The organism is Achromobacter sp. UBA2119, assembly GCF_002331005.1.
Classification (GTDB): Bacteria; Pseudomonadota; Gammaproteobacteria; order Burkholderiales; family Burkholderiaceae_B; genus Achromobacter; species Achromobacter animicus.
This window is the reverse complement of record NZ_DCYD01000015.1, coordinates 610,206-631,170: the sequence shown is the minus strand read 5'-3', so window position 1 is coordinate 631,170 and position 20,965 is coordinate 610,206. Positions and strand designations below refer to the sequence as shown.

The window sequence follows — 20,965 nt, the reverse complement described above, 5'->3', positions numbered from 1 at the left end:
ATTTTGCCCTGCGGGCCGCTACGCCGCCAAGGCCAGCAATATCCCGTATCCGCCCATGCCGAGCAGCACGGCCACGCCCGTGTTGCTGACCAGGCGCGCCGCCACGCCCGTGACGACAAGCCCGCCCACGTATGGCGCAATGTGAGCGGCCTCGTCGGCCGCGCCCAGCAGATCCGGCACGATGACGGCGGCGGCGATGCCCGCCAGCAGCGACGGACCCAGCGCCGACAGCGCCGAGCCCTCGCGGGACAGGTGCCGCAACAGCCGGCTGCGCTCGGACAGCATGAACGGCAGGGCGCGCGTGAGGTAGGTGATGACCGCCATCGCGATGACGGCGCCCCAGAATTCCAATCCGCTGGCGTTCATGCGGGCCTCTTGAATCGATAGGCGGCGCAGCCGATGACCGCGCCCGCCAGGATGGCGAGGCTGGTGTATCCCAGCGCAGCCACCAGTCCGGCGCCAATGACGGCGGCCAGGATGGGCAGTCCCATGCCGCGCCGGGCGCTCTGGCACACCAGCGCCATGAACAGCGCGGGCAGCGCAAAGCGCATGACTTGCGACAGCATCGGATAGTGCCGCTCGAGGCCGTCGCCGGCGTACACGCCCACGGCGGTGCCGGCGATCCACGTCAGCCAGGCGCCCAAACCCAGCGCGACCATCCAGCCCTGGCGCCGGGCGGGTTCCACGCCCTGCAACCGGTTGAAGGCGGTGGCGAAGACTTCATCGGTCAAAAGAAAAGCAACCTTCAGGCGATCGCGCAGCGCCGCCGGCAGAAAGCGCGACAGCAGCGGGCCATAGAGCAGGTGCCGCGCATTGAGCAGCGAGCACAGCGCCACCACCCACATCCATGGCGTGCCGGCCTTGATGGAGGCCAGCAGCAGGAACTGGCTGGCGCCCGCGTAGACCAGCACGGAAATCAGGATGACCTGCAGCGGCGTCAGGCCAGCCGCGATACCGGCGATGCCGAACGTCACGGCAACCGGGAAGTAGCCGATCATGACCGGCAGGCAGGATTTCAGGCCATCGATATGCGCGCCGCCGGACGGGGCGCGCGCGGCGGCGGGGGGAGTCTCCAAGGCGCTCATCGCTTTGACTTGTTGCGGCGGGCGCCCATTTTACTCAGCGGTGTGGGCGGCTTGGATTGGGGCGGCTTGGATTGGGTCGAACCGGCATGGCGCGGTTCAGCGCGAATCGCCGCCAACTCAGCCCAGCTGAACGCGGCCCGATCAGACGCCCCGCGCCGTCAAGGCGTCGCGCCCAGCGCCCGCAACTGCGACTTCAGACGGCGCACCTCCTGGCTCAGGTCCAGGATGAGCGCGACGGCGTCCAGGCCGGCGCCAAAGTCATGCTCGAGCCGCCGCGCGTGCAAGGCGCGTTGCAGGTCCACGCTATAGAAACGCCATTCCGCCGGGCCGCTGCCGCTGGCATTGACGATGCCGACTTCGACCAGCCGGGCCACCCATTCCACTTCCGCGCCGCAGGCGCGCGCCAGGTCGTCTGCGTTGAGCGGCTGCGACTTGCCGACGACGGTGGCGCTGGTGATCACTATCTTCTTCATGCTCAGACCCCGAGATTGCGGCGCGGGTTGAAGGGCAGATCCTGCTGCAGCTTGCGGTAAGCGGCCTTGGCGGCTTCGCTGTCCGCCGGCGGCAGCACCAGATCCAGGACCAGGTACAGATCACCCGGCGGATCGCCGGGGATGCCGCGCCCGCGCAGCCGCAGCTTGCGGCCGTTGCCGGACCCGGGCGGCACGGACACTTCGACCGTGCCGCCGGGCGTGGGCGCTTTGACGCTGGCGCCCAGCGCGGCTTCCCACGGGGCAACCGGCAACGTCATGTAGAGATCTCGCCCTTCGGCGCGGTAGCGCGGATGCGGCTTGAAGCGCACTTCCAGATACAGATCGCCGCTTTCGCCGCCGCCATAGCCGGGCATCCCCTGTCCGGCCAGCCGGATGTACTGGCCTTCGCGCACGCCGGCCGGGATCTTGACGCTGAGGGTGCGGCTCTGCATGTGCGGCCGGCCCTGGTCGTCCATCTGCATGGACCGCAGGCTGATGTCGCGCGTCGCGCCCTTGATGGCGTCTTCCAGGTCGACTTCGATGGCGGCGTGATGGTCTTCGCCGCGCGTGCGGAATTCCTGCTGGCGTCCGCCGTGCCTGGCGCCTCGGCCACCAAAGAGTGACGAAAAGAACTCGCTGAATTGGGCTTCGTCGCCGGCCGCGGCGCCGCGGTGGAATTCGAAGCCTTCGTCCCATCCGGGCGGCGGTTGGAAGCCGCCTTCGGGCGAGACGCCCGCGGCCAGATTGTCATAGGCCTGGCGCTTTTCGGCGTCACGCAGCACGTCGTAGGCTTCGTTGACGTCGCGCATGCGGGTTTCGGCGTCGCTTTCCTTGCTGACGTCTGGGTGATATTTGCGGGCGAGCTTGCGGTATGCCTTGCGGATATCGTCGTCGGATGCGCCCTGCTCCACCCCGAGAATGCTGTAGTAGTCCTTGAACTCCATGTTCCAGCTCACGTAGAGGGTTGAGGCCGCGTCCGGCACAGCCGGATCCGGCCTTGAATAGCCAGAAGATAGGGGTTATGGACCGATTTTTCAATGTGCGGCCGCGCGCGAAGGGCCGGCCGCGGAAAGCCGGTAGCCCGATTGGCGTAGTATGTGTTTTTTCGCCCGGCATTCTGGGGCGGACCCACCTTGCAGGATCCACGATGAAGATGAGCAACATCCCCTTCGGCACCACCGACTGGTCCGAAGTGGAACGCACCGAACACGCCGGCGAAACCGGCACGGCGTACTGGCGTACCCGCCAATTCGGCGACCTGCGCGTGCGCATGGTGGAATACACGGCCGGTTACCTGGCTGACCACTGGTGCACCAAGGGCCACATCCTGTTCTGTCTGGAAGGCGAACTGCACACCGAACTGGAAGACGGCCGCCAGTTCGTGCTGACCCCCGGCATGAGCTATCAGGTGGCCGATCAGGCCGAACCGCACCGCTCGTCCACGCAGACCGGCGCCAAGCTCTTTATTGTGGACTGACCTTTGCAGGCGACCTTTGCAGACTGACGCGCCCGCGCGACACGTCCGCATTGCACTTGCGTTACGCTTTGCAAACCAGCCGCCCCGCGCGGCCTGACCATACGTTACTTCGCCTGACCGGAGACAAGCTTTGGGCGCCCCGATTACGCTATACGTCGATTCCCTGTTTCTCAGCCCGTACGCCATGTCGGTCTATGTGGCGCTGACCGAAAAGCAACTGCCTTTCGAAGTGCGTCCCATCGACCTGAGTGCCGGCGAACAGCGCATGCAGCCGTTCCAGTGCCGCGCGCTCACCTCGCGGGTGCCGGCGCTGACCCACGCGGACTTCAACCTGACCGAATCCAGCGTCATCGCCGAGTATTTGGAAGAAGCCTTTCCCCCGCCCGAACACACCGCCCTGTTTCCGTCCGCCCTGCAGGAACGCGCCCGCGCGCGCCAGTTGCAGGCCTGGCTGCGCAGCGACCTGGGCGCCCTGCGCCAGGAACGTCCCACGGAAACCGTGTTCTACGGCGAAGCCGGCCCGCCGCTGTCCGACGACGCCCATGCAGCCGCCGCCAAGCTGATCCGCGTGGCCAGCTATCTGGTCGGCGTCGGCCAGACGACGCTGTTCGACAAATGGTGCATCGCCGACACCGATCTCGCGGTCATGCTCAAGCGCCTGTCGAACGACGACCTGCCCGACACGCTGCGCGCATACGCGGACGCCCAATGGCAACGACCCGCCGTCCAGAAATGGCTGGAACACAACGCCGCCGCGCGGTGACCTGACCCTCATCCAAGGCGCCGCGATGCAGCTGCTGGATCACGTCTCCATCACCGTCGCCCGCCTGGACGCCGCCCGGCCGTTCTACGACGCCATCATGCGGACGCTGGGAGCGGACAAGGTCTACGACCGTCCCGACGCGCTGGGATACGGCGAACGCTGCGGTCCCGGCGACAGCGGCCATACCTATCTGTCGGTGTTCGCCACCCCCGACGCTTCTCCCGATCCCGCATCCGCCGCCCGGCGCCACTGGTGCTTCAAGGCGCCCACCCGAGCGGCCGTCGACGCTTTCCATGCCGCCGGCCTGGCGCACGGCGGCCGAGACGACGGCGCACCCGGCGTGCGCGCGCATTACCATCCCCTGTATTACGCTGCCTTTCTGCTGGACCCGGACGGCAACCGCGTCGAAGCGGTCTGCCATCAGTCCGATTGAGCCGGCATGATCGGCCTTTTGACGCCCCGCAAATCGTTCTGATGTTGCACCGCACCATCCGTTGCGGTGTAATGGGGAGGTCAATTTCGCCGGTTCCACTGGGGACCGGCTCGGCGGCGATCTGTCGCCGGCAGCTCATTACAGGAGATCGCCATGGCCGGATCCGGCACCGATCACACGCTCGCCCCGTCCCTCAACCCCTGGACGGCCGCCTACGAATACGCCGTGGACGCCTGGCAGCGCGGCGTGCTTTACGCAGACGTGATGCGCCAGCGCGGCAACCAGTATCACGAACACATGGCCAAGCGCGCGCCGAACGTGCTGAGCATGGAATTCGAGCTGGTGCTGGATGGCCGCGAGCTGCCCCGTCCCGTCAATTACGGCCTCTTGCGGATCAAGCCGCCGGCCGGCGTGGAAACGGACCCGATCAAGCGCCCCTTTCTGGTGGTCGATCCGCGCGCGGGCCACGGGCCGGGCATTGGCGGCTTCAAGCCGGAGAGCGAAATCGGCGTGGCCGTGCGCGCGGGCCATCCCTGCTACTTTGCGACGTTCCTGCCGCAGCCCATGCCCACCCAGACCGTCGAAGACGTGATGATGGCCGAGGCGCGGTTCCTGGAAGAAATCATTGCGCTGCACCCGGATGCCGAGGGCAAGCCCGTCGTCGTGGCCAATTGCCAGGCGGGCTGGCAGATCATGATGACCGCGGCGGTGCGTCCTGAACTGTTCGGGCCGATCATCGTCGCGGGCGCACCGCTCTCGTACTGGGCGGGCTGGCGCGGCATGAATCCCATGCGCTACGCGGGCGGCCTGCTGGGCGGAAGCTGGCTCACGGCCATGACCAGCGACCTGGGCAACGGCAAGTTCGACGGCGCCTGGCTGGTGCAGAACTTCGAAAACCTCAATCCGGCCAACACCTTGTGGTCCAAGCAGTACAACCTGTATTCCAAGGTCGACACCGAAGCCGACCGTTACCTCAGCTTTGAAAAATGGTGGGGCGGCCACGTCTTCCTGAATGGCCCCGAAATCCAGTACATCGTCGACAACCTGTTCGTCGGCAACCGCCTGGCGACCGCCGGGCTGGTAACTTCCGACGGCATCCGCATCGACCTGCGCAACATCCGCTCGCCCATCGTGGTGTTCTGCTCCAAGGGCGACAACATCACCCCGCCGCCGCAGGCGCTGGGCTGGATTCCCGAGCTCTACCAGAACGAAGCCGAAGTCCTGGCCCACGGCCAGACCATCGTCTACGCCATCCACGAAAGCATCGGCCACCTGGGCATCTTCGTGTCCGGCAGCGTGGCGCGCAAGGAACACCAGGAGTTCACCTCGAACATCGACATGATCGATGTGCTGCCGCCGGGCATCTACCAGGCCGAAATCGCCGACAAGACGCCCGACACGCCCAACGCCGATCTGGCTTTCGGCAACTACGTGCTGTCCTTCGAACAGCGCAAGCTGGACGACGTGCGCGCCATCGTCGACCGCAAGGAAGAAGACGACCAGCGCTTTGCCGCGGTCGCCCGCATCTCGGACATCAACCTGGGCATGTACCGCAGCTTCGTGCAGCCCTGGCTGCGCGCCATGGTGACGCCGCAATCGGCCGAGTGGATGCAGCGCATGCACCCGCTGCGCCTGCCCTACGAACTGATTTCCGACCGCAACCCGGTCATCGCGCCCATCGCCAAGGTGGCCGAACAGGTGCGCGAGAACCGGCAGCAGGCCGCGCCCACCAATCCGTTCGTGGTGGCGCAGGAAATGTTCTCGAACTGGATCGAGACCAGCCTGAACATCTGGCAGGAACTGCGCGATTCCGCCGACGAGCGCACCTTCATGAGCGTGTATGGATCGCCGGTCGTGCAGGATCTGGCCGGCCTGGGCGCCAAGTCCGGCCCGCCGCGCCGGCACCCGGGCGTCTCGCCGGAGCATCGCCGCTTCATGGAAGACCGCGCCGCGGAACTGCGCTCGATGCTGCAGGAAGGCGGACTGCGCGTGGCCGCGATCCGGATGCTGTTGTATGTGTCGGGCGCCGAAGGCGGCCTGGACGAGCGCAGCTTCGCGCTCATCCGCAAGATGCGCGCCGAAGCCGACAACGCGCTGACGCTGGAGGCGTTCAAGGACGTGATCCGGGAACAGGCCTTGATGATGACGCTGGATTCGGACGCCGCCATTCAAGCGATGCCCCGTCTTCTGGAAGACTCATCGGCCGCGGAAATCCGCGCCAGCCTGATCGCGATGAAGGGCGTCCTGGAAGCCGCCGAGCCGCTGAGCGACGCCGCGCGCGAAAGCCTGAACGAAATGGAGCGCATCTTCGAAGCGGCCGAACGCCGCGCGCAGCGGCGCGGACAGGGTCAGGGGCCTGCCGCGTCGCGCGGCGCCGCCGCCACGAAGTCCCCCTATCCGGTCCAGGACCTGGTCGACCTGGCAGCCGAGGTGCCCGCCAAGACCGCCCGGCCGCATCCTGATGCGGCGGGTAAGGCCGTGAATGAGGCGGAGCCGCCCAAGAAGGCCGCGCCGACCGCATCGAAGAAGGTTGCATCGAACGCCGCGTCCAACGGCGCGTCCAACGGCGCGTCCAAAACGGCATCGAAGTCCCCGGCAAAGCCGGCAGCTAAAGCATCCAAGACTGCGGCCAATGGCGCTGCCAAGACAGCGTCCAAGTCCGCATCGAAGTCCGCAGCCAAGTCCGCATCCAAGTCTGGCGCGGACGCGACCCCGGCCAAGGCGCCCGCCAAGCGCGCGGCCGCCGCCCGTCAACCCGCCAAGGCCTGAGACCCATGAGCCTCCCGACGTCCACGCACTACGACAAACTCATCGCGCGCGCGCAAACGCTGGAGGCGGCGCCCTGCGCGATCGCCCATCCCTGCGATGAACCGTCGCTGTCGGCCGCGCTGGAAGCGCGCGATCTGGGCCTGCTGCGGCCCATCCTGGTCGGTCCCGAAGGCAAGATCCGCGACACGGCCGCGCAGTTCAAGTTGAACCTGGGCGACGCCCGCATCGTCGATGCGCCGCACAGCCACGCCGCCGCGGAGTCCGCCGTGGCGCTGGTGCGCAGCGGCGAGGCCTCCCTGTTGATGAAGGGCAGCCTGCACACCGACGAGCTGATGCACGAGGTCGTGGCGCGCACGACGGGCCTGCGCAGCGGCCGGCGCATCAGCCATGTGTTCATCATGGAAGTGCCGACCTACGCCGAGCCGCTCTTCATCACCGACGCGGCCATCAACATCTTTCCGGATCTGGAAACCAAGGCCGACATCATCCGCAACGTGATCGACCTGCATCTGGGATTGGGGCTGGGCGAACCGCGCGTGGCGATCCTGTCGGCGGTCGAACAGGTCACCCCCAGCATCCCCAGCACCATCGAGGCGGCCGCCCTGTGCAAGATGGCCGACCGAGGCCAGATCGCGGGCGGCGTGCTGGACGGCCCGCTGGCGCTGGACAACGCGATCAGCCCCGACGCCGCGCGCATCAAGGGCATCCGCTCGCCGGTGGCCGGCGTGGCACAGGTGCTGGTGGTGCCCGATCTGGAAGCCGGCAACATGCTGGCCAAGAACCTGACCTTCCTCGCCAACGCCGAGGCGGCCGGCATCGTGCTGGGCGCACGCGTGCCGATCATCTTGACCAGCCGCGCAGACAGCCCGCGTTCGCGCCTGGCGTCGTGCGCGGTGGCGGCGATCTACGCCAACCACCTTGCCCAGCAGCAGGCCAGACCGCTGGCCTGAACATTCCCAGCCCCGGCCTGCCCCCGCGGGCCGCCGAGCGACTTGTCTCAACGTGGAAGCACACCGCCATGAGCGACACCATCCTCGTCATCAACGCCGGCAGTTCCAGCATCAAGTTCTACCTGTACGACATCGACGACAAGCATGAACTGGCGCCCCGGCTGGGCGGCCAGCTTGAAGGCATCGGCACCACGCATCCGCGCCTGCGCGTGCGCGACGCGGTGGGCGAGACGCTGGTCGAACGCGACATCGCGCCCAGCCACGCCCCCGACGTGCCCAACGCGCAGGAAGTCGTCGGCACGTGGCTGAGCGGCCACTTGGGCGGCGCGCCGCTCGCAGTGGGGCATCGCGTGGTCCACGGCGGGCCGGATCTGTCCGAGCCGGTGCTGATCGACGACGACATCCTGGCCCGGCTTGAAACCTTCACGCCGCTCGCGCCGCTGCATCAGCCCAACAACCTGGCGCCGATCCGCGTGATTCGCGAGCGACGGCCGTGGATTCCGCAGGTCGCCTGCTTCGACACGGCGTTCCACCGCAGCCATTCCGACGTGGCCGACCGCTATGCGCTGCCCGAGCGCCTGTATCTGGAAGGCGTGCGCCGCTATGGCTTTCATGGGCTGTCCTACGAATACATCGCACAGCGCCTGAAGCAGACGCTGCCCGACATTGCGATGGGCAAGATCGTCGTCGCCCACCTGGGCTCTGGCGTATCGGCTTGCGTCATGCACCAGGGCAAGAGCGTGGACAGCACCATGGGCTTCACCGCGCTGGAAGGTCTGCCGATGGGCACGCGCCCTGGCCGCCTGGATCCCGGCGTGGTGCTGTGGATGATGGAACAGGGCATGAGCCACGACGAGATCGAGCACATGCTGTATCACGACTGCGGCATGAAGGGCCTGTCGGGCATCAGCAACGACATGCGCGAACTGCTGGCCAGCAATGCACCGTCGGCCAAGCTGGCCCTGAAGTATTTCGCGTGGCGCGTGGCCGAAGGCATGATCGGCCTGGGCTGCGCGACGAACGGCATCGACGGCATCGTCTTCACGGCGGGCGTCGGCGAAAACTCGGCCGAGATCCGTCAGGCGATCAGCGAGCATTGGGGCTGGCTGGGCATCAAGCTGGACCCCGAGCGCAACGCCCGCCACGGGCCGCGCATCTCGGCCGACGACAGCCGCATAGGCGTCTACGTGGTGCGCACGAACGAAGAGCTGGTCATCGCGCAGCACACGCTCGCGCTCGTGAGGCAGCGATGAGCGCGCAGCTGCCGCTGGCCGGCAAGCGCGGGCTGGTGACCGGCATCGCCAACGCCGACTCCATCGCGTGGGGATGCGCCAAGGCGTTTCGTGCCATGGGGGCCGAACTGGCGGTCACCTACCTGAACGACAAAGCCCTGCCGCACGTGGCGCCGTTGGCGCAGCAGGTTCAAGCACCCTTGCTGATGCCCATGAACCTGCTGAACGACGGCGAGCTGGAAGCCGTCTTCAGCCGCATCACGGACGAATGGGGCGCGCTGGACTTCGTGCTGCATTCGGTCGCGTTCGCGCCGCGCGACGATCTGCACGGGCGCGTCACGGACTGCTCGCGCGCGGGATTTCTGCAGGCGATGGACGTGTCGTGCTGGTCCTTCATCCGTATGGCCAAGCTGGCCGAGCCCCTGATGCGCAATGGCGGCGCCCTCTTCTGCATGAGTTACTACGGCTCGCAGATGGTCGTCGAGCACTACAACATGATGGGACCGGTGAAAGCCGCCCTGGAATCCGCCACGCGTTACCTGGCGGCCGAGCTGGGTCCGCAAGGCATCCGCGTGCATGCGATCTCGCCGGGTCCGCTGAAGACGCGCGCCGCGTCCGGCATCGCGGAGTTCGACACGATGCTGGATCGCGCGCAGGCGAAGGCGCCGGCACGTAGCCTAGTGTCGATTGATGATGTGGGCGAAGCGACTGCGTGGTTGGCTACGGATGCGGCGCGGCTGATGACGGGGCAGACGCTGTATATCGACGGCGGGTATCACATCATCGATTGACGCGGCGTGTCAGACACTCTGCGTGCGGCGTCGATGCGCGTAGGGCAATCTCCAGGGTGTCAGACACCCCGGTCATTTGAAGGTCAGGCCAGCGTCGCCGGCCCGCCCTGGCGCCAGCGCTCGATGGCGTCGACCGCCTGTTCCGGGCTGCCGAAGATTTTGTCCGGCCCGATCTTCTTGACCAGCCCCGAACGCTGTAGCGCCTCGCGGAACTTGCCGTGGCCGCCGGCCACCAGCAGCGTGATGCCGCGCGCGTCCAGATTGCGCTTCAGTTCATACAGCGCCTCGACCGCGTCCGCGTCGGCTTGCGTCATGGCCTCGGCATCCAGCACGAACCAGTGCACGTCGCCCGCCTGCTCGATGATTTCGCGGGCGCGGCGGCGGAAGGCGTCCGCGTTGAAGAACCAGACCGAGGATTCGAACAGCCAGATCACGGCGCCGGGGATGGGCTTGGCTTGCGGATTCAGGTGCAGCTTGCCCAGCACGGTTTCACCGGGCAGCCGGCCCAGCAATGCATCCCGCGGATTGCCGGACACGTACATGGCGTAGAGCAGCGTCGCGCCTACCGAGACGGCCACGCCTTGCAACACGCCGAATCCCACCACGCCCACGGCGGCCAACACGCCGAATGCAAGCTCGATCCGCGAAATGCGCGCCAGCCGCTTGAAGGCCTGCCAATCGAACAGGCTGGCCGCAGCCAGCAGCAGGATGGCGGACAGCGCAAACTGCGGCAGCCAGTACAGCGGCGCGCTCAACAGACCCACCACGACGGCCAGCGCAGCCGCCGCGCTGATGCTGACCAGCGGCGACGATCCCCCGGCCACCAGCCCGACCGCCGTGCGCGAGTCCGCGCCCGTCACGACATAGCCCTGGAACAGCCCGGCCGCCACGTTGGCCGCGCCGAAGCCCACGAGTTCGCGATTGGGATCCACGTGCTCGCCCGTGCGCGCCGCAAAGCTGCGGGCGGTCACGATGCCGCTGGAAAAACTGACGACCAGGACGCCCGCGGCGCCCAGCAGGATGCCGTCCACGCCTTCCAGGCTGACCGGCAGATGGAAGGACGGCAGTCCGGCCGGCACGTCGCCCACCACCGCGATGCCCAGCGCCGGAAAATTGAACAGCCAGGACAGCACGCAGGTCGCCACCACCAGCAGGATGGGACCGGGCCACGACGGCCGCACGCGCTTGACGACGACCAGGAAGATGCAGGAGGCCAGGCCGAGGAACAGCGTCGGCAGCCGGATCTCGGACAGGCGGTGCGACAGTTCCATGAACGGATGAATGAGGCCGCTGTTGCGTAGTCCCACGCCGGTCAGGCCGCTGAGCTGCGACATCGCCAGCGTGATCGCGACGCCTGCCATATACCCGATGAGCACGGGCCGCGACAGCAGATTGGCCAGCACGCCCAACCGCAGGACGCGCGCGACGAGGCAGCCCACGCCCACGGTCAGCGCAATGCTGGTGGCGCCGAGCAGACGCGCTTCCGGCGTGGTCAGCGCCATGCCGGTCAGCGTGGCGGCAATCAGGGTGCAGGTGGCGGTGTCGGGACCCACGATGAGGGTGCGCGACGAACCGAAGAACGCATATGCCAGCATGCCGGCAATGGCCGCCCACAAGCCGGCGACGGGCGGCACGCCCATCATGGCGGAATAAGCCAGACCGACCGGCAGGGCCACGGCGGCGACGCTCAGCCCTGCGGTCACGTCACGCCGCGCCGATTCGCGGGTAATGCCCTGGAAGTTGGCCAGGCCAGGAATAAAGCGGAGATTCATGGTGCAGCGAGACGGATCACAATTGAATTCCCGCCAGCAGCGGGATGACCGCCCAAGCCTACACCAACCCCAAGCCGCGCGGCGCGCGGCGAATCAAGGCGGCGGCTTTGGGTGCCGCACGCTTGGTGCGGGCGGGCGTCTGACGCCCGCCGCACGCCGCCCCTTCGCAAGGGGCGTACACAGCCGGACTTAACCCGCCGCGCGGGCTTCCAGCACGGCCACGGCCGGCAGGGTCTTGCCTTCCAGGAATTCCAGGAATGCGCCGCCGCCCGTCGAGATGTAGCCGACCTGTTCGCCGATCTTGTACTTAGCGATGGCGGCCAGGGTGTCGCCGCCGCCGGCGATCGAGAAGCCGTCGGAGTCGGCAATCGCGCGGGCCACCACTTCGGTGCCGTTGGCAAATTGATCGAATTCGAACACGCCCACCGGGCCATTCCAGACGATCGTGCCCGCCTGCTTCAGGATGCCGGCCAGTTGCTCCGCGGTCTTGGGGCCGATGTCCAGGATCATGTCGTCGTCGGCTACGTCGGTGGCCGCCTTGACGGTGGCTTCGGCGTCGGCGCCGAACGACTTGGCGCACACCACGTCAACGGGAATCGGCACGGCCGCGCCGCGCTTTTTCATGATGTCGATCACGGCACGGGCCTGATCCACCTGGTCGGGTTCCGCCAGCGACTTGCCGATGGACAGGCCGGCGGCCAGCATGAACGTGTTGGCGATGCCGCCGCCCACCACCAACTGATCGACCTTGTCGGCGAGCGATTGCAGGATGGACAGCTTGGTCGACACCTTGGAGCCGCCCACGATGGCGACCAGCGGGCGCTTGGGTTCGTGCAGCGCACGGCCCAGGGCGTCCAGTTCGGCTTCCAGCAGGGGGCCGGCGCAGGCCACGGTGGCAAAGCGGGCGATGCCGTGGGTGGTGGCTTCGGCGCGGTGGGCGGTGCCGAAGGCGTCGTTGACGTAGACGTCGCACAGCGCAGCCATCTTCTTGGCCAGCGCCTCGTCGTCCTTCTTTTCGCCGACATTGACGCGGCAGTTTTCCAGCAGCACGACTTGGCCGTGATCGACCTTCACGCCGTCAACCCAGTCGCGCACCAGCTGCACGGGCATGCCCAGCAGCTCGGACAGGCGCTGGCCGACCTTGGCGAGCGAATCGGCGTCGGTCAGGACGCCCTCTTTCGGACGGCCGAGGTGCGACGTGACCATCACGGCGGCGCCGGCGTCCAGCGCCAGGCGGATGCCGGGCACCGAGGCGCGGATGCGGGTATCTTCGCTGATGCGGCCGGCGTCATCGAACGGGACGTTGAGGTCGGCGCGGATGAACACACGCTTGCCGGACAGGGCGCCGGCCTTGGCCAGCGCGGACAAAGTTTTGACCTTGGACATATTTGGATTCCTTCGGTAGGCGAACAAAGGGGACGAACCCATTTTCCGCAATGGCGGAAAACAAATCCGTCCCCTTATGGACTGGCGGTGTGCTTACTTGGCCGACATCAGCGCGACGGTGGTGTCGAGCATGCGGTTCGAGAAGCCCCACTCGTTGTCGTACCAGGACGAGACCTTGACCAGACGGCCCGACACCTTGGTCAGCGACGCGTCAACGGTGCTGGAGGCCGGGTTGTGGTTGTAGTCGACCGAGACAAGGGGTTCGGTGTTGTAGTCCAGGATGCCCTTCAGTTCGCCTTCCGAGGCGGCCTTCAGGATGCTGTTCACTTCTTCGGCGGTCGTGTCGCGGCTGGCCACGAACGACAGGTCGACCAGCGACACGTTGATGGTCGGGACGCGGATGGCGTAGCCGTCCAGCTTGCCGTTCAGTTCCGGCAGGACCAGGCCCACGGCGGCAGCAGCGCCGGTCTTCGTGGGGATCATGCTCATCGTGGCCGAACGGGCGCGGCGCAGGTCTTCGTGGTAGACGTCGGTCAGGACCTGGTCGTTGGTGTAGGCGTGAACGGTGGTCATCAGGCCGTTTTCCAGACCCAGCTTGTCGTTCAGCGGCTTGACCAGCGGGGCCAGGCAGTTGGTGGTGCACGAGGCGTTGGAGATGACGGTGTCCGTCGACTTCAGCACGCCGTGGTTGACGCCGTAGACGATGGTGGCGTCGACATCCTTGCCGCCGGGGGCCGAGATGATGACTTTCTTGGCGCCGCCCTTGATGTGCGCGCCGGCCTTTTCCTTGGTGGTGAAAAAGCCCGTGCATTCCAGCACGACGTCGACCTTCAGGTCGCCCCACGGCAGTTCGGCCGGATTGCGGTTGGCCAGCACGCGGATCTTGTCGCCGTTGACGACCATGAACTCGCCGTCGACTTCGACGGTGCCCGGGAACTTGCCGTGGGCGGTGTCGTAGCGCGTCAGGTGCGCGTTCGTCTTGGGATCGCCCAGATCGTTGATGGCGACGATTTCGATATCGTGCTTCTTGCCACCTTCGTAGTGGGCACGCAGGATGTTGCGGCCGATGCGACCGTAACCGTTGATGGCGACGCGAATGGTCATGACTAAGCTCCTTTTTTACAAAACTTGCTTGACGGTCTCGGCCACCTTGTCGGCGGTCAGCCCGAAGAACTTGAACAGTGCGCCGGCCGGTGCGGACTCGCCGTAGCGGTCGATGCCGACCACGGCGCCTTCCAGGCCCACGTACTTGTGCCAGAAAGCGGTGACGCCGGCTTCGACTGCGACGCGCGGCAGGCCCTTGGGCAGCACGGACTGCTTCCAGGCGGCGTCCTGCTTGTCGAAGACGTCGGTGCTGGGCATGGACACCACGCGCACGGCGATGCCTTCCTTGGCCAGCTGCGCCTGGGCGTCCAGGGCGATGGCGACTTCGGAGCCGGTGGCGATGATGACGGCGCGGGCGCCGTCGGCATCGCGCAGCACGTAGCCGCCGCGGGCGATGGCGTCCACCGTGGCCGCGTCGCGCGGCACGAACGGCAGGTTCTGGCGCGACAGCAACAGGGCCGTCGGGCCGCCGTCATGCACGTCCATGCCGATGCTGGCCGGGCGCGTCACGGCGGCGTTCCAGGCCACGGCGGTTTCGGCCGTATCGCAAGGACGCCACAGCGACAGGTTGGGGATGAGGCGCAGGCTGGCCGCGTGTTCGATCGACTGGTGGGTCGGGCCGTCTTCGCCCAGACCGATGGAGTCGTGCGTGAACACGTGGACGACGCGCTGCTTCATCAGCGCGGCCATGCGGATGGCGTTGCGCGAGTAGTCGGAGAACGTCAGGAACGTGCCGCCGAACGGCAGGTAGCCGCCGTGCAGCGCGATGCCGTTCATGATGGCGGCCATGCCGAATTCGCGCACGCCGTAGTTGATGTGGCGGCCGAGCTGGATGCCCTTGTCGCCGGCGCGGACGGCGGCAACGCCCTTCCAGTCGGTGAAGTTGGAGCCGGTCAGGTCGGCCGAGCCGCCCAGCATTTCCGGCAGCAGCGGCGCCAGCGCGGCGATCGCGAATTGCGAGGCCTTGCGGGTGGCGACGGTTTCGCCCTTTTCGAGCGTGGCGGACAGGAAGGCCTTGAACTGGTCGGCGTAGCCGTCGGGCATCTCGCCCTTCATGCGGCGCGTGAATTCAGCGGCCTCGGCGGGGAATTCGGCGGCGTAGGCGTCGAAGCGCTTCTGCCATTCGGCCTGGGCTTCGGCGCCCTGCTTGCGGCCGTCCCAACCGTCGTACACGTCTTGCGGAATCTGGAAGGGTTCCGACGACCAGCCCAGCGCGGTGCGCGTGGCGGCGATTTCGTCCTTGCCCAGCGGCGCGCCGTGCACGTTGTGCGTGCCGGCCATGTTGGGCGAGCCCTTGCCGATCACGGTGCGGCAGACGATCAGCGTGGGCTTGTCCGACTGCGAACGCGCGGCCTTGATGGCGGCGTCGACAGCGGCGACGTCATGGCCGTCCACGCCGCGGACGACGTTCCAGCCGTAGCCTTCGAAGCGCTTGGCGGTGTCGTCGGCGAACCAGTGTTCCACATGGCCGTCGATGGAAATGCCGTTGTCGTCGTACAGCACGACCAGTTTGCCCAGCTTGAGCGTGCCGGCCAGCGAGCACACTTCATGCGAGATACCTTCCATCAGGCAGCCGTCGCCGGTAAACGCATAGGTGTGGTGATCGACGAGCGTGTGGCCCGGCTTGTTGAATTCGGCGGCGAGCAGCGCTTCGGCCAGCGCCATGCCCACGGCATTGCCCAGGCCCTGGCCCAGCGGGCCGGTGGTCGTTTCCACGCCCGGGGTGATGCCCACTTCGGGGTGGCCCGGCGTCTTGGAATGCAGCTGGCGGAAATTCTTGATCTCTTCGATCGGCAGGTCGTAGCCCGTCAGGTGCAGCAGGGCGTAGATCAGCATCGAACCGTGGCCGTTGGACAGCACGAAGCGGTCGCGGTTGGCCCAGGCGGGATCTTTGGGATTGTGGCGCAGGTTGCCGGCCCACAAGGCTTGGGCGATTTCCGCCATGCCCATGGGAGCACCCGGATGCCCGGAGTTCGCTTGTTGCACGGCATCCATCGCGAGGGCGCGGATGGCATCCGCCAAGGCAAGTTTAGGGGCGGTCGGATTGCTCATTCGGAAGGCTCTTTGAAACCGGCGCGCCTACAGAGGAAATAGGGCCGGTTGAGTAGGTTGCGAAGCAGGAGATTTTAGCATCAGGGGATTTCCCGGAGGCCATCGGCCGGATGCCCTATGTAATCGCGGGTTTCGGGCGAATTGCGCGGGCAATGTAAGCTACGCGAACTTGTCACCTCCCCCACTCTCCGAATTCCGCAATACGTCATGCCCGCCCCCCGTTTCTACTGCGACGCCCCGCTGACCGCCGGCGCCCGCATCGCCCTGCCGGAAGCCCTTGCCCATCACGCCCTGCGCGTGCTGCGCCTGCGGGCCGGCGAAGCCGTCACGCTGTTCAACGGTCAGGGCGGCGAGTATCCCGCGGTGCTGGAAGTCGAGGGCAAGGCCGGCTTCGCCCAGCTGGGTGACTTCAATCCGCGCGAAGCTGAACTCGGCGGGCGCATCATCCTGGCCCAGGGCCTGCCGTCGGGCGACAAGATGGATTGGGTGGTCGAGAAAGCCGTGGAACTGGGCGCGGCCCGGGTCAGCCCCATCGCCGCGCAGCGCAGCGTATTGCAGCTGTCGGGCGCCCGGCTGGAAAAGCGCGTCGCGCACTGGCAGCGCATCGCGCAATCGGCAGCGGAGCAATGCGGCCGCAACCGGTTGATGACCGTCGACGCGCCGCTGACGCTGGAAGACTGGCTGGCCCAGCCTGCCGACGGCCTGCGCGTGCTCTGCCACCCTGAGGCCGAGAAAGACCTGGCCGGCATGCTGCAAGGCGCATCGGATCAGACGGGCATCACCCTGCTGGTCGGGCCGGAAGGCGGCTGGTCGGACAAGGAATTGGAAGCGGCCCGCAAGGCGGGTGTGCAGGCCGTGCGCTTCGGCCCCCGGGTGCTTCGCACCGAGACGGCCGGGCTGGCGCTGCTGTCGGCGATCAGCGCCCTGCGCGGGTGGTAGATCAGTCGTTCTCGCCGTAAGGGGCAGCGGCCACGCCGGGCTCGGGTTCGGGATGCGCGCCGGCGTGTTCGATCACATAGGCAAACACGCGGCCGTTTTCGTGCGCGAAATCCGCGGCATCGGAGCACACGGTTTCGATGCGGCCGGCGTCCTCTTCAAGTGCCGGATCACCGGAATGCAGGCGGTACAGCCACAGCACCACGCCGGATTTGTGATCCAGCACCGTGTCGCACAGGCAGTCGTACAGGGCGTCGAGATTGCCGCCGAAGTATTCAGGAAAATCCACCGCCTTGACGATGGCGCGCAATACGGCCGAGCGGCTGCGGCACGGGTCGCAATTGGCAACAAACAAGGACAGGCCAAGTTCGTGCGCGGCGTCCACCACGGCCTTCTTGTCGAGCCCGTCGTGAGCCAGCGCACCGCCGCGCATCAGCTGCCGCTGCAAAGTAGATTGGCCATTGCGCCTCATGCCTGTGCCTCCCTGAAAAAGGCGATCACTTCATCGTTACGTCGCATCGTATCGGCATAACCCAGTTCTATCAATCGCTTGGTGTAGCCGGCTTCGAACAGGAGGTAGGACATCAGCGCCCCGCCCCCCGGACGGTTTGGATCGGACGATACACCGAGTACGCGGAAAAGCGCACGCGCTTGTGCAGGCATATCGTGCAAATGTTCAAGCGCCATCAAATCCAGCGACTGGCTGGGCGTGATCGTCAACACCTCGATGCGGCGCACGGTGGGCGGCGCGCCGTTCGGACCCGCGTGGTCCATCAGGTAATTGATGCGCTCCAGACGCTCGACATCCGCCGACAACCCATCCAGGAAGATGCTGGACAGCGCATGACCACCGACCTGCGCCAGCGATGGATACGGCGGCGAATCCTCGCGATTCTCAGGGTGGGTGTCGTCGCGGTAGCCCGTGCCGATCACCATGACGCGGTGCGCGCCCAGGTGGATCGCCGGACTGATGGGCGCAAGCTGGCGCATCGAACCGTCGCCGCACCATTCGCCCTTGCCGTGCACCTGCACTTGGCGCGCCGGAAAGACAAAGGGAATGGCCGACGAGGCCATCAGGTGTTCGATGCCGATGGGCGTGGGGATGGCCAGCCGCAGGTAGCGGTGCCAGGGTTCGATCGGGGTGTGCGCCTGGTAGAACGTCAGGTGCTCGCCGCTGGTGTAGCCCGACGCGGTGATGGCCAGCGCGGACAGCGAACCGCTCTCCAGGTTGGAACGCAGATTGCCGAAGTCCAGCACGCGTTCCAGCAGCCCCTGCATCGGCGTGTTGTCCAGCAGCGAGTGCGGACGCTTGCGCGTCAAACCGGAATACATCCACCCCAGCGACAGAAGGCCCAGCCACCGCACGCCGGTGCGGATCAGGCCGGGCGCGTCGGCCCGGTAGATCATGTCGGTGTTCAGCGACGACCACAGGCGGCGGATGCGACGCACGCCCAGATGGGGCCGGTCGGCGCGGCAGGCCAGCGCGGCGGCGTTGATGGCGCCGGCGGACGTGCCGCAGATGATGTCGAAGGGGTTCTGGAATCGGGAATGCCAGTCCGGGTCCAGCAGCTCCATGATGGCGCTGAGCACCCCGACCTGATAGGCGGCGCGCGCGCCGCCGCCCGTCAGGACCAGGCCGGTGGGCGTGCGCGGGCACGCCCTGCCGGCCGGTTTGACTTCAACGTGGCGTATTGACATCGACCACCGTCATCGCGGTCATGTTGACGATGCGGCGCACGGTGGAGCTGGAGGTCAGGATGTGCACGGGGGCATTGGCGCCCAGCAGGAACGGACCCACCGCAACGTTGCCGCCCGCTGCCGTCTTGAGCAGGTTGTAGGCGATGTTGCCCGAGTCGACGTTCGGGCACACCAGCAAATTGGCTTCGCCCTTGAGCGTAGAGGACGGCAGGATGCGCATGCGCAGGGCCTCGTCCAGCGCGCAGTCGCCGTGCATTTCGCCGTCGATCTCCAGTTCCGGATCCATCTGCCGCACCAGTTCCAGCGCGCGGCGCATCTTGGCGCCCGACGCCGAGCTGCCCGAACCGAAATTGCTGCGCGACAGCAGCGCGGCCTTGGGCGCCAGATACATGCGGCGCATCTCGCGCGCGGCGGCCACGGTGAATTCCGCGATCTGCTCGGCCGTGGGTTCGTCGTTCACGTGCGTGTCCACCAGGACCACCGTGCGCTCGTTGAGCAGCAGGATGTTCATGGCGGCGTACACGTTGTGGCCCGGGCGGCGGCCGATCACTTCATCCACGAAACGCAGGTGATCGTGATACGCGCCGACGGAGCCGCAGACCATGCCGTCGGCATCGCCCAGGTGCACCATCATCGCGCCGATCAGCGTCATACGGCGGCGCATTTCCACGCGCGCCATTTCCTTGGTGATGCCGCGGCGGCACATGCGTTCCCAGTAGGTCGTCCAGTACTGGTGGAAGCGCTCGTCGTATTCGGGGTTGGTGACTTCGACGTCCTCGCCCAGGCGCAGACGCAGGCCCAGCTTTTCGATACGGGTCAGCAGCACCGACGGGCGGCCGACCAGGATCGGGCGGGCCAGGCCTTCGTCCACCACCACTTGCACGGCACGCAGCACGCGCTCGTCTTCGCCTTCCGCGAACACGATGCGCGCCGGGCCGCCTTCGCGCACGATGCGCTTGGCCGCCGAGAACAGCGGCTTCATGAACGCGCCGGAGTGGTACACGAATTGCTGCAGTTGCTCTTCGTAGGCTTCCAGATCCGCCAGCGGACGCGTGGCCACGCCCCCTTCCATCGCGGCCTTGGCCACCGCCGGCGCGATGCGCACGATGAGGCGCGGATCGAAGGGCTTGGGGATCAGGTATTCGGGACCGAACGAAATGTCGAACGTGCCATAGGCGGCCGCCACGACTTCGTTCTGTTCTTCCTCGGCCAATTCGGCAATGGCGTACACCGCCGCCTTTTCCATTTCGCGCGTGATGGTCGTGGCGCCCACGTCCAGCGCGCCGCGGAAGATGTACGGGAAGCAGAGTACGTTGTTGACCTGGTTCGGGTAATCCGAACGGCCCGTGGCCATGACCACGTCGTCTCGCACGCCGTGGGCCACTTCCGGCAGGATTTCCGGCGTGGGGTTGGCCAGCGCCAGGATCAGCGGACGCGAACCCATCGCGGCGACCATCTCGGGCTTGAGCACGCCGCCGGCCGACAGGCCCAGGAACACGTCGGCGTCCTGGATTACCTCGGCCAGCTTGCGGGCATCGGTCTTTTGCGCAAAGCGCGCCTTGTCCGGATCCATCAGCGTGGTGCGGCCTTCGTAGACCACGCCCTCGATGTCGGTCACCCAGATGTTTTCCAGGGGCAGGCCCAGGTCCACCATCAGGTCCAGGCACGCCAGCGCCGCAGCGCCCGCGCCGGACGTAACCACCTTGACCTGCTTGATGTCCTTGCCCACGACCTTCAGGCCATTGATGAAGGCCGCCGACACACAGATCGCCGTGCCGTGCTGGTCGTCGTGGAAGACTGGGATCTTCATGCGTTCGCGCAGTTTGCGCTCGACGGTGAAGCACTCCGGCGCCTTGATATCTTCAAGGTTGATGCCGCCGAAGGTGGCTTCCAGGCCGGCGATGATCTCGACCAGCTTGTCCGGGTCGGTTTCGTTGATTTCGATGTCAAAGACATCCAGGCCGGCGAACTTCTTGAACAGCACCGCCTTGCCTTCCATGACCGGCTTGGAGGCCAGCGCGCCGATGTTGCCCAGGCCCAGCAC

General features: G+C 66.8%; 19 protein-coding genes. 8 read left to right on the top strand and 11 right to left on the bottom strand.

Annotated elements, in window-relative coordinates:
- Positions 1–18: 18 nt before the first annotated feature.
- The 4 genes from B3098_RS17350 to B3098_RS17335 all read right to left on the bottom strand — a co-directional run bounded on the left by B3098_RS17350 (position 19) and on the right by B3098_RS17335 (position 2,502).
- Entirely contained in the window at positions 19–366 is a 348-nt protein-coding gene (locus B3098_RS17350; protein ID WP_175124566.1) for an AzlD domain-containing protein, read from the bottom strand.
- Positions 363–1,085 carry an AzlC family ABC transporter permease gene (locus B3098_RS17345; protein WP_414631290.1) on the bottom strand — a complete coding sequence of 241 codons (723 nt, stop codon included), beginning with the start codon at positions 1,083–1,085 and terminating at the stop codon, positions 363–365. Before B3098_RS17345 ends, B3098_RS17350 begins: the two co-directional genes overlap by 4 nt.
- A gap of 158 nt (positions 1,086–1,243) precedes the next feature.
- Complete coding sequence (locus tag B3098_RS17340; RefSeq protein ID WP_175124564.1) at positions 1,244–1,558, bottom strand: chaperone modulator CbpM; 315 nt, start codon at positions 1,556–1,558, stop codon at positions 1,244–1,246.
- 2 nt (positions 1,559–1,560) lie between these two features.
- Entirely contained in the window at positions 1,561–2,502 is a 942-nt protein-coding gene (locus tag B3098_RS17335; RefSeq protein WP_175124580.1) for a DnaJ C-terminal domain-containing protein, read from the bottom strand.
- 203 nt (positions 2,503–2,705) lie between these two features.
- Between B3098_RS17335 and B3098_RS17330 the strand changes: the two genes are divergently transcribed.
- The 7 genes from B3098_RS17330 to fabI all read left to right on the top strand — a co-directional run bounded on the left by B3098_RS17330 (position 2,706) and on the right by fabI (position 9,973).
- Positions 2,706–3,035 (top strand): DHCW motif cupin fold protein, encoded by a 330-nt coding sequence (locus tag B3098_RS17330; protein WP_175124563.1) that lies wholly within the window; start codon positions 2,706–2,708, stop codon positions 3,033–3,035.
- Between the two features lie 130 nt (positions 3,036–3,165).
- Positions 3,166–3,798 (top strand): glutathione transferase, encoded by a 633-nt coding sequence (yfcF, locus tag B3098_RS17325; RefSeq protein WP_239212817.1) that lies wholly within the window; start codon positions 3,166–3,168, stop codon positions 3,796–3,798.
- Positions 3,799–3,823: 25 nt separating this feature from the next.
- Entirely contained in the window at positions 3,824–4,231 is a 408-nt protein-coding gene (locus B3098_RS17320) for a VOC family protein (protein ID WP_175138196.1), read from the top strand.
- A 153-nt stretch (positions 4,232–4,384) separates the two neighbouring features.
- Positions 4,385–7,000 carry a DUF3141 domain-containing protein gene (locus B3098_RS17315; RefSeq protein ID WP_286898009.1) on the top strand — a complete coding sequence of 872 codons (2,616 nt, stop codon included), beginning with the start codon at positions 4,385–4,387 and terminating at the stop codon, positions 6,998–7,000.
- Between the two features lie 5 nt (positions 7,001–7,005).
- The gene (locus tag B3098_RS17310; RefSeq protein ID WP_218343129.1) at positions 7,006–7,950 is read left to right on the top strand and encodes a phosphate acetyltransferase; all 945 of its coding nucleotides are present in this window, start codon (positions 7,006–7,008) and stop codon (positions 7,948–7,950) included.
- A 68-nt stretch (positions 7,951–8,018) separates the two neighbouring features.
- Positions 8,019–9,203 carry an acetate/propionate family kinase gene (locus B3098_RS17305; protein WP_175124559.1) on the top strand — a complete coding sequence of 395 codons (1,185 nt, stop codon included), beginning with the start codon at positions 8,019–8,021 and terminating at the stop codon, positions 9,201–9,203.
- Positions 9,200–9,973, top strand: a complete 774-nt coding sequence (gene fabI / locus B3098_RS17300; protein WP_279975391.1) for an enoyl-ACP reductase FabI — start codon at positions 9,200–9,202, stop codon at positions 9,971–9,973. Before B3098_RS17305 ends, fabI begins: the two co-directional genes overlap by 4 nt.
- Before the next feature lie 83 nt (positions 9,974–10,056).
- Here the strand turns inward: fabI and B3098_RS17295 are convergent, their stop codons facing one another.
- From B3098_RS17295 to tkt, 4 genes are all read right to left on the bottom strand, one after another.
- Positions 10,057–11,745, bottom strand: coding sequence for a SulP family inorganic anion transporter (locus tag B3098_RS17295; protein WP_286898005.1), 1,689 nt, complete (start codon positions 11,743–11,745; stop codon positions 10,057–10,059).
- Between the two features lie 189 nt (positions 11,746–11,934).
- A complete protein-coding gene (locus B3098_RS17290) occupies positions 11,935–13,131 on the bottom strand; it encodes a phosphoglycerate kinase (RefSeq protein ID WP_175124556.1) in 1,197 nt (398 codons plus the stop codon).
- 93 nt (positions 13,132–13,224) lie between these two features.
- Complete coding sequence (gene gap / locus B3098_RS17285) at positions 13,225–14,235, bottom strand: type I glyceraldehyde-3-phosphate dehydrogenase (protein ID WP_056570971.1); 1,011 nt, start codon at positions 14,233–14,235, stop codon at positions 13,225–13,227.
- 15 nt (positions 14,236–14,250) lie between these two features.
- Positions 14,251–16,287: a transketolase gene (gene tkt / locus B3098_RS17280; protein WP_286898000.1), complete on the bottom strand. Its 2,037-nt coding sequence runs from the start codon at positions 16,285–16,287 to the stop codon at positions 14,251–14,253.
- Between the two features lie 207 nt (positions 16,288–16,494).
- Between tkt and B3098_RS17275 the strand changes: the two genes are divergently transcribed.
- Positions 16,495–17,226: a 16S rRNA (uracil(1498)-N(3))-methyltransferase gene (locus tag B3098_RS17275; RefSeq protein WP_279975395.1), complete on the top strand. Its 732-nt coding sequence runs from the start codon at positions 16,495–16,497 to the stop codon at positions 17,224–17,226.
- Position 17,227: 1 nt separating this feature from the next.
- Here B3098_RS17275 and B3098_RS17270 read toward each other — a convergent pair whose 3' ends face one another.
- The 3 genes from B3098_RS17270 to B3098_RS17260 form a co-directional block, all read right to left on the bottom strand.
- Positions 17,228–17,695 carry a barstar family protein gene (locus tag B3098_RS17270; RefSeq protein ID WP_286897998.1) on the bottom strand — a complete coding sequence of 156 codons (468 nt, stop codon included), beginning with the start codon at positions 17,693–17,695 and terminating at the stop codon, positions 17,228–17,230.
- Positions 17,692–18,921, bottom strand: coding sequence for a patatin-like phospholipase family protein (locus B3098_RS17265; RefSeq protein WP_286897996.1), 1,230 nt, complete (start codon positions 18,919–18,921; stop codon positions 17,692–17,694). Before B3098_RS17265 ends, B3098_RS17270 begins: the two co-directional genes overlap by 4 nt.
- Positions 18,902–20,965, bottom strand: a 2,064-nt coding sequence (locus B3098_RS17260) for an NADP-dependent malic enzyme (protein WP_286897994.1), incomplete at its 5' end; no start/stop codon positions are given. The genes B3098_RS17260 and B3098_RS17265, both read right to left, overlap by 20 nt.